The organism is Streptomyces sp. NPDC041968 (assembly GCF_055589025.1).
In genome coordinates, this window is record NZ_JBVJCB010000003.1 from 631,444 (window position 1) to 644,371 (window position 12,928).

The 12,928-nt window shown below is 73.2% G+C and carries 12 protein-coding genes; 10 read left to right on the forward strand and 2 right to left on the reverse strand.

All coding sequences use genetic code 11. The annotated features are described in order from the left end of the window. Positions 1 to 57 precede the first annotated feature (57 nt). The 4 genes from ACZ6EG_RS10995 to ilvD all read left to right on the forward strand — a co-directional run bounded on the left by ACZ6EG_RS10995 (position 58) and on the right by ilvD (position 4,547). The gene (locus ACZ6EG_RS10995) at positions 58 to 990 is read left to right on the forward strand and encodes a Ppx/GppA family phosphatase (protein WP_391972747.1); all 933 of its coding nucleotides are present in this window, start codon (positions 58 to 60) and stop codon (positions 988 to 990) included. Positions 991 to 1,093: 103 nt separating this feature from the next. Next, positions 1,094 to 1,951 (forward strand): sugar phosphate isomerase/epimerase family protein, encoded by an 858-nt coding sequence (locus tag ACZ6EG_RS11000; RefSeq protein ID WP_356612591.1) that lies wholly within the window; start codon positions 1,094 to 1,096, stop codon positions 1,949 to 1,951. Then, complete coding sequence (locus ACZ6EG_RS11005) at positions 1,948 to 2,559, forward strand: TetR/AcrR family transcriptional regulator (RefSeq protein WP_391972748.1); 612 nt, start codon at positions 1,948 to 1,950, stop codon at positions 2,557 to 2,559. Before ACZ6EG_RS11000 ends, ACZ6EG_RS11005 begins: the two co-directional genes overlap by 4 nt. A gap of 134 nt (positions 2,560 to 2,693) precedes the next feature. Further along, positions 2,694 to 4,547, forward strand: a complete 1,854-nt coding sequence (ilvD, locus tag ACZ6EG_RS11010; RefSeq protein WP_383650624.1) for a dihydroxy-acid dehydratase — start codon at positions 2,694 to 2,696, stop codon at positions 4,545 to 4,547. Between the two features lie 25 nt (positions 4,548 to 4,572). On the opposite strand, the gene ACZ6EG_RS11015 is transcribed toward ilvD, so the two are convergent. After that, positions 4,573 to 6,684, reverse strand: coding sequence for a serine/threonine-protein kinase (locus tag ACZ6EG_RS11015; protein ID WP_469603492.1), 2,112 nt, complete (start codon positions 6,682 to 6,684; stop codon positions 4,573 to 4,575). 182 nt (positions 6,685 to 6,866) lie between these two features. Here ACZ6EG_RS11015 and ACZ6EG_RS11020 point away from each other — a divergent pair, with 182 nt between their 5' ends. The 6 genes from ACZ6EG_RS11020 (at position 6,867) to proC (ending at position 11,270) form a co-directional block, all read left to right on the forward strand. After that, complete coding sequence (locus ACZ6EG_RS11020; RefSeq protein WP_391972750.1) at positions 6,867 to 7,184, forward strand: SH3 domain-containing protein; 318 nt, start codon at positions 6,867 to 6,869, stop codon at positions 7,182 to 7,184. Positions 7,185 to 7,227: 43 nt separating this feature from the next. Further along, entirely contained in the window at positions 7,228 to 7,746 is a 519-nt protein-coding gene (locus ACZ6EG_RS11025) for an EamA/RhaT family transporter (RefSeq protein WP_391972751.1), read from the forward strand. A gap of 117 nt (positions 7,747 to 7,863) precedes the next feature. Next, the gene (locus ACZ6EG_RS11030; protein ID WP_469603496.1) at positions 7,864 to 8,694 is read left to right on the forward strand and encodes a class I SAM-dependent methyltransferase; all 831 of its coding nucleotides are present in this window, start codon (positions 7,864 to 7,866) and stop codon (positions 8,692 to 8,694) included. A 32-nt stretch (positions 8,695 to 8,726) separates the two neighbouring features. Continuing rightward, positions 8,727 to 9,539 carry an ABC transporter ATP-binding protein gene (locus ACZ6EG_RS11035; RefSeq protein ID WP_469603499.1) on the forward strand — a complete coding sequence of 271 codons (813 nt, stop codon included), beginning with the start codon at positions 8,727 to 8,729 and terminating at the stop codon, positions 9,537 to 9,539. Continuing rightward, the gene (locus ACZ6EG_RS11040) at positions 9,536 to 10,336 is read left to right on the forward strand and encodes an ABC transporter permease (protein ID WP_469603501.1); all 801 of its coding nucleotides are present in this window, start codon (positions 9,536 to 9,538) and stop codon (positions 10,334 to 10,336) included. Before ACZ6EG_RS11035 ends, ACZ6EG_RS11040 begins: the two co-directional genes overlap by 4 nt. A gap of 121 nt (positions 10,337 to 10,457) precedes the next feature. Next, positions 10,458 to 11,270: a pyrroline-5-carboxylate reductase gene (gene proC / locus ACZ6EG_RS11045; RefSeq protein WP_356612577.1), complete on the forward strand. Its 813-nt coding sequence runs from the start codon at positions 10,458 to 10,460 to the stop codon at positions 11,268 to 11,270. Between the two features lie 71 nt (positions 11,271 to 11,341). Here proC and trpS read toward each other — a convergent pair whose 3' ends face one another. After that, positions 11,342 to 12,352 (reverse strand): tryptophan--tRNA ligase, encoded by a 1,011-nt coding sequence (gene trpS / locus ACZ6EG_RS11050; protein WP_469603505.1) that lies wholly within the window; start codon positions 12,350 to 12,352, stop codon positions 11,342 to 11,344. Positions 12,353 to 12,928 lie beyond the last annotated feature (576 nt).

Here is a 12,928-nt window from a genome sequence, read left to right on the forward strand (position 1 = left end):
TCGCCCGCGCCGGATGACGGCACCACCGCACTCCTCGCTGGCAGTAGCGTTCCGTACATGAGACTCGGTGTCCTGGACGTGGGTTCGAACACGGTGCATCTGCTGGTGGTGGACGCGCACCCGGGCGCGCGCCCGCTGCCCGCCCACTCGCACAAGGCGGATCTGCGCCTCGCCCAGCTCCTCGACGAGGACGGCGCGATCGGTGCCGACGGCGTCGACCGGCTGGTCGCGGTCGTCCGCGAGGCGCTCCAGGCCGCCGAGGACAAGGGTGTCGAGGACCTCCTGCCGTTCGCCACCTCCGCCGTGCGCGAGGCGACCAACGCCGACGACGTCCTCGCGCGCGTGCGGGAGGAGACCGGCGTCGAGCTGACGGTCCTCAGCGGCGCCGAGGAGGCCCGGCTCACCTTCCTCGCCGTGCGCCGCTGGTTCGGCTGGTCCGCGGGCAAGCTGCTGGTCCTCGACATCGGCGGCGGCTCCCTGGAGGTCGCCTACGGCATCGACGAGGAGCCCGACACCGCCGTGTCGCTGCCGCTCGGCGCGGGCCGGCTGACCGCCGCCTGGCTGCCGGGGGACCCGCCCGACGCGGACGACGTCAGGAGACTGCGCCGCCACGTCCGTACGGAGATCGCCCGCACGGTCGGCGACTTCAGCCGCTTCGGCGCCCCGGACCACGTGGTCGCCACCTCCAAGACCTTCCGGCAGCTCGCCCGGATCGCCGGCGCCGCCCGCTCCGCCGAGGGCCTCTACGTGCAGCGCGAGCTGAAGCGGGCCTCCCTGGAGGCGTGGGTGCCCCGCCTGGCCGCCATGACCAGTGCCGAACGCGCCGAGCTGCCCGGTGTCTCCGAGGGCCGCGCGGGCCAGCTCCTCGCCGGAGCCCTGGTCGCCGAGGCCGCGATGGACCTCTTCCACGTGGAGAACCTGGAGATCTGCCCCTGGGCCCTGAGGGAGGGCGTGATCCTGCGCAGACTCGACCACATGGGGCCGGTGTAGCCACCCCTGGGCGCACCTGGGGCGCAGGAGACCGTATGGCACTCGCCACAACGGCGAACGGCCGCCCCGCGGGCACCCGACCGCACCCCGTAACCTGGCCCTCGTGGCAGAACCAAGGGACGTAGTCCGCATCCCGGACGCGAAGGTCGCCCTGTCGACGGCTTCCGTCTACCCGGAGTCGACGGCGACGGCCTTCGAGATCGCCGCACGCCTCGGGTACGACGGCGTCGAAGTCATGGTGTGGACCGATCCGGTCAGCCAGGACCTCGACGCGCTGCGCAGACTCAGCGACTACCACCACATGCCGATCCTGGCCGTGCACGCCCCCTGCCTGCTCATCACGCAGCGGGTCTGGTCCACCGACCCCTGGGTCAAGCTGCAGCGCGCCCGCGCCGCCGCGGAGAAGCTCGGTGCGGACACCGTCGTCGTCCACCCGCCGTTCCGCTGGCAGCGCCAGTACTCCCGGGACTTCGTCAACGGCATCTGGCGGATGGCGAACGAGACCGACGTGCGGTTCGCCGTCGAGAACATGTACCCCTGGCGCTACCGCGACCGCGAGATGCAGGCGTACGCCCCCGACTGGGACGTGACGAAGGACGACTACCGCCACTTCACGATCGACCTGAGCCACGCCGCGACCTCCCGCAGCGACGCGCTGGACATGCTCGACCGCATGGGCGACCGCCTGGGCCACCTCCACCTCGCCGACGGCAGGGGCTCCGCCAAGGACGAGCACCTCGTTCCCGGCCGCGGCAACCAGCCCTGCGCCGAGGTGCTGGAACGCGTCGCCCGCTCCGGCTTCGACGGCCATGTCGTCATCGAGGTCAACACCCGTCGCGCGATGTCCAGCGCCGAACGTGAGGCCGATCTCGCCGAGGCCCTGGCCTTCACCCGCCACCACCTGGCCTCGGCGGGCCCCGCGGACGCGCCGGCGGACCCGGCGAAGGCGCACCGGCGATGAGCGCCCCGGCCGGAGGCACCCGGCGCCGCGGCCGCCCCCCGCGCACGGAGTCCGCCGGCACCCGCGACCGCATCCTCACCGCGGCCCGCGAGGAGTTCTCCGAGCGCGGCTACGAGAAGACGTCCGTACGCGGCATCGCCAAGGCCGCCGGCGTCGACCCGGCGCTGGTGCACCACTACTTCGGCACCAAGGAGCAGGTCTTCGAGGCGGCGATCGAGGTCGCCTTCGCCCCCGTCCGCGGGGCCTCGGGGGCGGTCGCCGACGGACCCGCCGACGGGGTCGGCGAGCGGCTCACCCGCTTCTTCTTCGGCCTCTGGGAGAACCCGGCCACCCGCACCCCGCTGCTGGCCATCGTCCGCTCCGCCTTCGACAACGAGACCGCCGCCGCCGTCTTCCGCCGGCTGGTCGCCGCGCAGCTGCTGCGCCGTGTCGCCGCCCAGCTGGACGGGCCGGACGCGGAGCTGCGCACCGAGCTGGCGGCCGCCCAGCTGGTCGGGTGCGCGGTGCTCCGGTACGTGATCAAGGCGGAGCCGCTGGCCTCGGCCGACCCGGAGCAGCTCATCGCCCGCCTGGCACCGGTCGTCCAGGGCCACCTCACCGGCCCCTGAGCGTGCCCCGCGGTGCCGCACCGCGAGACGCGCGTCCCGCATTCCGGACACCCTGTCCCGAGTCCTGGATGACCGGCGTACGCTCGACGGCAGTCATTACTCTCCCAACGAGCCCACGAGCGAGGCGAGCGACGATGCCCGAGCTGAGGTCCCGCACAGTCACCCACGGCCGCAACATGGCGGGCGCCCGCGCCCTGATGCGCGCCTCCGGTGTACCCGGCGCGGACATCGGCCGGAAGCCGATCATCGCCGTCGCCAACAGCTTCACGGAGTTCGTGCCGGGCCACACCCACCTCGCGCCGGTCGGCCGGATCGTCAGCGAGGCGGTCGTCGCGGCCGGCGGCATCCCGCGCGAGTTCAACACGATCGCCGTCGACGACGGCATCGCCATGGGCCACGGCGGCATGCTGTACTCCCTGCCCTCCCGCGACCTGATCGCGGACAGCGTGGAGTACATGGTCGAGGCGCACTGCGCCGACGCCCTGATCTGCATCTCCAACTGCGACAAGATCACCCCGGGCATGCTCAACGCGGCGCTCCGCCTGAACATCCCGACGGTCTTCGTCTCCGGCGGCCCCATGGAGTCCGGCCGCGCCACCCTGGTCGACGGCACCGTCCGCACCCTGGACCTGGTCGACGCGATGTCGGAGGCGGTCAACGACAAGATCTCCGACGAGGACATCCTCCGCATCGAGGAGAACGCCTGTCCCACCTGCGGCTCCTGTTCCGGCATGTTCACCGCCAACTCGATGAACTGCCTCACCGAGGCCATCGGCCTCTCCCTGCCGGGCAACGGCTCGGTCCTGGCCACCCACACCGCCCGCAAGGCGCTCTACGAGAACGCCGCCCGCACGGTGCTGGACCTGACCCGCCGCTACTACGAGCAGGACGACGACTCGGTCCTGCCCCGCAACATCGCCACCCCCGCGGCCTTCGGGAACGCCATGGCGCTGGACATCGCGATGGGCGGCTCCACCAACACGATCCTGCACCTGCTGGCCGCCGCCCAGGAGGCCGAGGTCCCCTTCGGCCTCGCCGAGATGGACGCCCTCTCGCGCCGCGTCCCGTGCCTCGCCAAGGTCGCCCCCAACGTCGCCAAGGACCGCACGTACTACATGGAGGACGTGCACCGCGCCGGCGGCATCCCCGCCCTCCTCGGCGAACTGCACCGGGCCGGCCTGCTCGACGAGGACGTCCACTCCGTCCACAGCCCCTCGCTGGCCGACTGGCTGAAGACCTGGGACGTCCGGGGCGGCTCCCCCGCCCCCGAGGCCGTCGAGCTGTGGCACGCGGCCCCCGGCTGCAAGCGCTCCGCCGAGGCCTTCTCCCAGTCCGAGCGCTGGGACTCCCTCGACCAGGACGCCGAGGGCGGCTGCATCCGCTCCGTCGAGCACGCCTACTCCGAGGACGGCGGCCTCGCGGTCCTGCGCGGCAACCTCGCCGCCGACGGCTGCGTGGTGAAGACGGCCGGCGTCGACGAGTCCATCTGGACCTTCGAGGGCCCGGCGGTCGTCTGCGAGTCGCAGGAGGAGGCCGTCCAGAAGATCCTCACCCAGCAGGTCAAGGAGGGCGACGTCGTCGTCATCCGCTACGAGGGCCCCAAGGGCGGCCCCGGCATGCAGGAGATGCTCTACCCGACCTCGTACCTGAAGGGCCGCGGCCTCGGGAAGACCTGTGCCCTGGTCACCGACGGCCGCTTCTCCGGCGGCACCTCGGGCCTGTCCATCGGCCACGCCTCGCCCGAGGCGGCCGCGGGCGGCACCATCGCCCTCGTCGAGGACGGCGACCGGGTCCGCATCGACATCCCGAACCGCTCCATCGAACTGCTCGTCGACGACGCCGAACTGGCCCGCCGCGACCAGGCGCTGGGCGGCAGGTACGCCCCGAGGAACCGCGACCGCAAGGTCTCCGCGGCCCTGAAGGCGTACGCCGCGATGGCGACCAGCGCGGACAAGGGCGCGGTGCGCGACGTGAGCAAGCTGGGCTGACCGCCCGGTCCGCCGCCCGGCGGGGTCACCAGGTGGCCGGGTCCCGTCCCGCCACGCCGAAGACGGTCCCGTCGGGCGCCCCGGCGTACACGTGCCCGCCCGCGAGCAGCGGCTCGGGCAGCGTCGCGGGCACCCGGTCCGACTCGGCGCCGAGCCGGGGCCGGGTCTGGCCGAGGAGCCTGCCCTCGCGGGCGTCGACGCCCAGCAGCCGTCCGTCGGGAGCGGTCATGTACACGTGCCGGCCGTCGGAGACGGGCACCGAGCCACGGCTCACCCCCGTCTCCAGCCGCCACTTCTGTCTCCCCGCCGCCATGTCGACGGCGACCAGGGAGCCGCCCGCGCCCGCGAGGTGGACGGTGTCCCCGTGGACGCCGACCGCCGCCTGCTCGACCGGCACCGGCAGGTCCGCCCGGCGGGTCTCCCCGGTGGCGGGCGTGTAGCGGACCACGGCCTTCACGTCCCCGTGGGCCGCCGCTTCGGGGACGAGGTACACGGACCCGCCCGAGGCCCCCACCAGGGCCAGCGCGCCCTCCAGCTCCGCGTCCCACCTCACGTCCCCGCTGGCCGGGTCCACCGCGGTGACCCGGGTACGGTTCCCGTCCGCGGTCTCGCCGGCCGCGTACGCCGCCGGGCGCCGCTCCCCGGCGAACGAGGTGAAGTACGGCACGGACTGCCCGGGAATCCGCCGCGCCCACCGGGTCCGCCCCGAGGCGCTGTCCACGCCGGTGACCATCCCGTCGGCGCGGGTGAGCAGCAGCATGTCGCCGACGACCCGCAGGCCGTCGTACGCGGGCATCTCCTCCCGCCACGCCGGCTCACCCGTGGCCGGGTCGAGCGCCTCCAGGGGGCCGAGCAGCCCGGCGTCGGGCTGCACGAGCCCGCCCGAGAGGACCGGCGGCTGGCTCCGCACGGCCTCCTCGACGGGGTGCCGCCACAGCGTGCTCCCGTCGGCCGGATCGACCGCGAACACCGCCCCGGGCTGCGCGCACAGCAGACGCGGCGCCGCGTACGAGCACAGGGGCGTGCCGCCCTCCCGCGACCCGGGCACCGCCTCCCACGCGCCGAACCCACCCGGTGCGCTCCGGGCGGCGGGCGTCCGGTGCGCCGGTTCCGCGTCGCCGAACACCTGGACCGAGACGAGCCCACCGGTCACGGCGAGGCAGAGCGCGCCGGCCACCAGCGCCGCCCGCTTCCCGAGCCGCCGCGCGGCCGGTGCCGCGGGAGCCTCCGCCTCCGCGCCCCCGGTCGTCTCCGGGGCCGGCGCCTCCTCCGCCCGCCGGCCCGGGACGAACACCTGGGTGTCGTAGGCAGCCGCCACCGACCGCAGCTCCCGCATCAGCTCGTCCGGCGTGGGCCGGTCCTCGGGCTCCTTGGCCAGACACCGCAGCACCAGCGGCGCGAGCGACTCGGACACGCCGGTCAGGTCGGGCTCGTCGTGCACGACCTGGTAGGCGACGACGTACGGGCTGTCGGAGTCGAACGGCCCGCGCCCGGTCGCCGCGTGCACCATGAGCGACCCGAGGGCGAAGACGTCGGCGGCGGGACCGACCTCCCGGGGCCGCCGGAACTGCTCGGGAGCCATGAACGGGGGAGTCCCGATCAGCTTGCCCGTCTCGGTGCGCAGTTCGCTGTCCTTCGGCCGGGAGATGCCGAAGTCGATGACCTTGGGCCCGTCCTCGGCGAGCAGCACGTTGCTCGGTTTCAGGTCCCGGTGCACCACCCCGACCCGGTGGATGTCACGCAACGCCTCGGCGAGCCCCGCCATCAGCCGGCGCAACTGGTCCTCGTCCATGGGACCGTTCCGCTTCACCTGCTCCGAGAGGGTCGGACCGGGGATGTAGAGGGTGGCCATCCAGGGCCGTGCGGCGTCCGGATCGGCATCGACGACCGGTGCCGTGAAGGCCCCGCTCACCTGCCGCGCCGCGGCGACCTCCTGCCGGAAACGGCCCCTGAACTCGGGATCCTCGGCGTACGGCGCATGCACGATCTTCACCGCGACGCGCATCCCGGAGGTGCTGCGCGCCAGATGCACGACGCCCATGCCGCCCGAACCCAGACAGGACTCCAGGCGGTAGTGACCGGCGTACTGCGGAAGTTCCGCTTCCGTTCCCGCCCCGGCGTTCCGCTGCGGCGCCATGGAACCACCCCCGTGCTGTTCGTCCGCGCGCGCGACGCTCGGAGCCTAGTCGATGGTTCGTACGGGACCGAGGCGGCTTGCTAGCCTCCGCGTGCGAGTTGCGAACGGGTGTTTCGTGGCTTGTTCCTGGGGAATCAACGTGGCCCCACGAGACTCGTGGGGCTCAACGGGGGGAGCATCACATGGCAGTTGACCGCGTACAGGAAGTCGCGGCCGAGACGGCGACCACGGTCGCGGGGGTCGCCGCGGTCGTCCGGTACTACTCGGTGGCGCCGGGGGTCCGCCTCAACGTCCGCAGCGGCCCCGGCACCGGCTACGGCATCGTGCGGGTCCTGCCCGAGGGCGCCCAGATCCCCCTCTACTGCCAGCGGCCGGGCACGGCGGTGACCGGCCCGTACGGCACGAGCAAGATCTGGGACAACATCGGCAACGGCCAGTACGTCTCGGACGCCTACGTGCAGACCGGCAGCGACGGCTACGTCGCCCCGCGCTGCGCCTGATCCCACCCGGAGCCCGCGGCACATCCGGCACCATAATCGAACCGTGAGCGCAGAGAACGGTACGCACGGCATCCCGGACACCCCCGCGGGCTCCCCCCTCCCCGCCGGCCCCCGCCCCGAACCCATCCGGTTCTACGGCACGACCTGGGTGCACCACGACCACGGCTACCCCGTGCGCCGGGCCGGCCTGGCCGTCGGCTCCCTCGCCGCGGCGGTCGCCGCCTGCGTCGTCCTGCGCATCGCCTACGACGGCCTCCGGATCGCCGATGTCGGCAGCGCCGTCTCGCTGCTGATGGTCGTGATGTTCGCGGTCTGCAGCGCCCTGGCCTTCCGGCACACCTGGTCCACCTTCACCAGCCGCCCCGACCCCGACCGCCAGGCCTCCCTCCGCGGCCTGCTGGCCATCGGCTTCGTCGGCTCCCTCCTCGCCTACTTCTTCCGCACCTTCACCGAGGCCCCGGGCGAGAAACTCCACCGCGCCGAGTACGAGAAGGCCCGCGAGGAGTACGAGAAGCGCACCACCCGCCGCTCGGGCAACCCGTCCAGGAAACGCCGCCGCTGACCTGTCGGCCCCCGGCGCCTCGCAGCACCCCGCACGCCCCACACTCATCCCCCGGCACCCGCCCCCGCCCCCCGGCACACCCTCCACGATTCCCCGCCCGGCCCCCACCATGGCCGTATGACGGCACCCGGCACCACCCCGAACACCGCCCCACCCCCCGCCGGAACCCCCCGCGCCCCCGAGGTCACCCGCACCACCCGAGCCCACTCCTTCAACGCGGCCGCCGCCCAGTACGCGGCCAACCGCCCCTCCTACCCGCCCGCCCTCCTCGACGCGGTGGAGGAACTCGCCGGCCGCCCCCTGGCCGGCTCCCGCGTGGTGGACGTCGGCGCCGGCACGGGCATCGCCACCGCCCTCCTGCACGCGCGCGGCGCCGACGTGATCGCCGTCGAGCCCGGCGCCGGCATGGCCGCGGAGTTCCGGCGCACCCTCCCCGACGTCCCCGTCCTCCGGGGCAGCGGCAACGCCCTCCCGCTCGCCGACCACAGCGCCGACCTCCTCACCTACGCCCAGGCCTGGCACTGGACCGACCCCGACCGGGCCGTGCCGGAGGCGTTGCGTGTGCTGCGTCCCGGCGGCGCGCTGGCCCTGTGGTGGAACACCGCGGCCCTCGACGTGCCGTGGATCGCGGCGGCGGCCGACCGGGTCGACCGCCACTTCGGCCTCGCACTCTCCGCCGAGCAACGCGACGTCGGCGCCCGCACCGCGGACCCGGCCGGCCTCCTCGACTTCGTCCACCGCACCCTCCGCTGGAGCCGCCGCGTCCCGCTCGAGACCCACCTGGCCAACCTCGGCAGCCGCTCGGTCTTCCTGACGGACGGCGAGGACCGCGGCGCCGCCTTCCTCGCCGAGGAGCGCCGGCACCTCCTGGCCGACTTCCCGGACGGCGTCGTCGAGGAGACGTACGACGTCCGCCTCCTGCTCGCCAGGGCCCCCGCGACCGCTTGACGGCATCTGGGCGGGAGAGCATTATTCATCACATGATGAATTACGCCTCCCGCCCTCCTGACGACCAGGGGCCGGCCCCCACCGCCCCCGCCGTCCGCGCCGAGGACCTCACCGTCGTCCGCGGTCCCCGCACCGTCCTGCGCTCCCTCGACTTCACCGTTCCGCCGGGCCGGATCACCGGCCTCCTCGGCCCCTCCGGCTGCGGCAAGTCGACCCTGATGCGCGCGATCGCCGGCACCCAGGCGAAGGTCACCGGCACCCTGGACGTCCTCGGCCGCCCGGCCGGCCACCCGGCCCTGCGCACCCGCATCGGCTACGTCACCCAGGCCCCCTCCGTCTTCGACGACCTGACCGTCCGCCAGAACCTGGACTACTTCGCCGCGATACTCGACCCCGGCCGCGCCGCCGCCGACCGCCGCCACGAGCACGTCACCCGGGCCGTCGCCGACGTCGACCTCACCACCCACGCCGACGCCCTGGCCGGCAACCTCTCCGGCGGCCAGCGCAGCCGCGTCTCCCTCGCCGTCGCCCTCCTCGGCACCCCCGAGCTGCTCGTCCTCGACGAACCGACCGTCGGCCTCGACCCCGTCCTGCGCCGTGACCTGTGGGCCCTCTTCCACTCCATCGCCGCCGACCGCGGCGCCACCCTCCTCGTCTCCTCCCACGTCATGGACGAGGCCGAGCGCTGCGACCGCCTCCTGCTGATGCGCGAGGGCCGGGTCCTCGCCGAGGACACCCCCGACGCCCTGCGCACCCGCACCGCCGCCGAGACGGTCGAGGAGGCCTTCCTCCACCTCGTCGACGAGGCGACCGAGGCAGCCCGCGCGAAGGAGACCACCCGATGACCACGCAGACGACCACGCCGACGACCCCGACCGCCGTGCCCCCCGCCCCCACCCGCCCCCTGAGCCCCGCCCGCACCGCGGCCACCGCGACCCGCGTCGTGCGCCAGCTCGCCCACGACCCCCGCACGATCGCCCTGCTGCTCCTGATCCCCTGCGTGATGCTGTTCCTGCTGCGCTACGTCTTCGACGGCAGCCCACGCACCTTCGACAACATCGGCGCCTCGCTGCTCGGGATCTTCCCGCTGATCACGATGTTCCTGGTCACCTCGATCGCGACCCTGCGCGAGCGCACCTCCGGCACCCTCGAACGCCTCCTGGCCATGCCGCTGGGCAAGGCCGACCTCATCGCGGGCTACGCCCTCGCCTTCGGAGCCCTCGCCATCGTCCAGTCGGCCCTCGCGACCGGCCTGGCGGTCTGGTTCCTGGGCCTCGACGTCACCGGCAGCCCCTGGCTCCTCCTCCTGGTCGCCCTGCTGGACGCCCTCCTGGGCACCGCGCTCGGCCTCTTCGTCTCGGCCTTCGCGGCCTCCGAGTTCCAGGCGGTCCAGTTCATGCCGGCCGTGATCTTCCCCCAGCTCCTCCTCTGCGGCCTCTTCACCCCGCGCGACGACATGCACCCGGCCCTGGAGGCCGTCTCCGACGTTCTGCCCATGTCCTACGCGGTCGACGGCATGAACGAGGTCCTGCGCCACACCGACATGACGACCGCCTTCGTACGGGACACCCTGGTCGTGGCGGGCTGCGCCCTCCTCGTCCTCGCCCTGGGCGCCGCCACCCTCAAACGCCGCACGGCCTAGCGCGCGGCGGCGCCCGGCCGACGTCCCGCCCACTGGACGCCCCGCTCCCACGCCTGCCGGGAGTGCGAGGATGACGACGGACGACGCACCCCGGAGGGGACCCCAGGAGGGCACCGAAAACATGACCCAGAAAGTCGCAGTCCTCGGCACCGGCAAGATCGGTGAAGCCCTGCTCAGCGGAATGATCGGAGCCGGCTGGGCACCCGCCGACCTCCTGGTCACGGCCCGCCGCCGGGAACGGGCCGAGGAACTCCGCACCCGCCACGGAGTCACCCCCGTCACCAACGCCGAGGCCGCGAAGTCCGCCGACACCCTCATCCTCACGGTCAAACCGCAGGACATGGGCACCCTCCTCGACGAGCTGGCGCCGCACGTCCCGGCCGACCGCCTGGTCATCAGCGGCGCGGCCGGCATCCCGACCTCCTTCTTCGAGGAGCGCCTCGCTCCCGGCACCCCGGTCGTCCGCGTCATGACGAACACCCCGGCCCTCGTCGACGAGGCCATGTCGGTCATCTCCGCCGGCACCCACGCCACCGCCGGTCACCTGGCCCACACCGAGGAGATCTTCGGCGCCGTCGGCAAGACCCTCCGCGTCCCCGAGTCCCAGCAGGACGCCTGCACCGCCCTCTCCGGCTCCGGCCCGGCGTACTTCTTCTACCTGGTCGAAGCGATGACCGACGCCGGCATCCTCCTCGGCCTGCCCCGCGACAAGGCCCACGACCTGATCGTCCAGTCCGCGATCGGCGCCGCGACCATGCTCCGCGACAGCGGCGAACACCCGGTGAGGCTCCGCGAGAACGTGACGTCCCCCGCCGGCACCACGATCAACGCCATCCGCGAACTGGAGAACCACGGCGTCCGCGCGGCCCTCATCGCCGCCCTCGAAGCCGCCCGCGACCGCAGCCGCGAACTGGCCTCCGGCACCAAGGACTGACACCTGCGGGCACGCGCCCGGGCCACCCGCCGCGGGGGAGCACCCGCGGCGGCCGGGACAAGCCCGCGGGCCTACCGACCCCCGCCCACCGGTGGCAACAGCCCGATCGCCCGGTAGGCGGCGTCCACGGTGGGCCGGGCCATGGCCCGGGCCTTCTCCGCGCCCTCCCGCAGCACGCCCTCCACATGACCGGGATCGGCGCACAACTCCTTGTGCCGGTCCTGCACGGGCCGCAACACCTCGACCACCGCCTCCGCGGTGTCCTTCTTCAGCGCCCCGTACGAGTCGTACGCGCCCGCCAGTGCCGCCGGCTCCGCGCCCGTGCAGGCGGCGAGGATCTCCAGCAGGTTCGCGAGCCCGGGCCGCTCCGCCGGGTCGTACACGACGTCCCGCCCGCTGTCGGTCACGGCCCGCGCGACCTTCCTGCGCACCACGTCCGGCTCGTCGAGCAGATAGACGATCCCGGGCCCGACGTCGTCGCTCTTCCCCATCTTCGAGGTCGGCTCCTGCAGATTCATCACCCGGGCCGCCACCGCCGGATTCGTGGCCCGCGGAACCACGAACGTGTGCCCGTACCGCTGGTTGAACCGCACCGCGAGATCCCGCGCCAGCTCCACGTGCTGCGTCTGGTCATTCCCGACCGGCACGTCGTCCGTCCCGTACGCCAGGATGTCGGCCGCCATCAGCACGGGATACGTCAGCAGCGACAGCCGCACGCTCCCGCCCCGCTCCCGTTCCCGCGCGGCCTTCTCCTTGTACTGGATCATCCGCCGCATCTCCCCGTCCGTGGCGACGCACTCCAGTACGTACGACAGCCGCGCGTGCTCGTCGACGTGACTCTGTACGAACACGGTGCACAGGTCAGGGTCCAGCCCCGCCGCCAGCAGCAAGGAGGCGGCCTGCCGACTCAGTCTCCGCACCCGCGCGGGGTCGTGGTCCACGGTCAGCGCGTGCAGGTCGACGACGCAGAACAGCGCGTCCGACCGATGCTGGTCCTCCGCGGCCCACTGCCGCATGGCCCCCAGGTAGTTCCCCAGCGTCAGGTGCCCGGTCGGCTTGACCCCACTGAAGACCCTTGTCATCCCTCTACCTCCTGGTCGGGACCGCCACCACCGTCGGCCGCCCCTCCCGGAGGGAGATACGAGAACGGCCGCCGAAGCGGCGGCCGTTGAGTGCACACGTACGTACGGCCGCCGTCAGGCGGCCCACCAGAGCTGGGTACACGTACGCGTCGTCACGCCTCCCACACTACGCCCGCGCAGGCACCCGGGCCCGGGGTTTGACACACCGGTGCCGCGCTCGTAGTGTTCTCCGAGTTGTCCGACGTGAGCGCCGACCCCGGTCGGTCCCCGGACAGCGACTCCGCAAGTACCAACCACTCTTCGGCGAACAGTCGCATTGTCGGCGTCGTTGACGTGTGCGCGTGTATTTACGGAATGAGGAATCCACGTTCGAAAGGACGCGACCCCCGATTAGCTCGGGGGCCGGGAATCCGCTAGAGTCTCACCTCGTTGAAACGGCCCAACAGCCGCGGAGACACCCCCTTCTGACGGGGAATCGGAGCCGAAAGGATCTGATAGAGTCGGAACCGCCGGAAAGGGAAACGCGAAAGCGGGAACCTGGAAAGCACCGAGGAAATCGGATCGGAAAGATCTGAT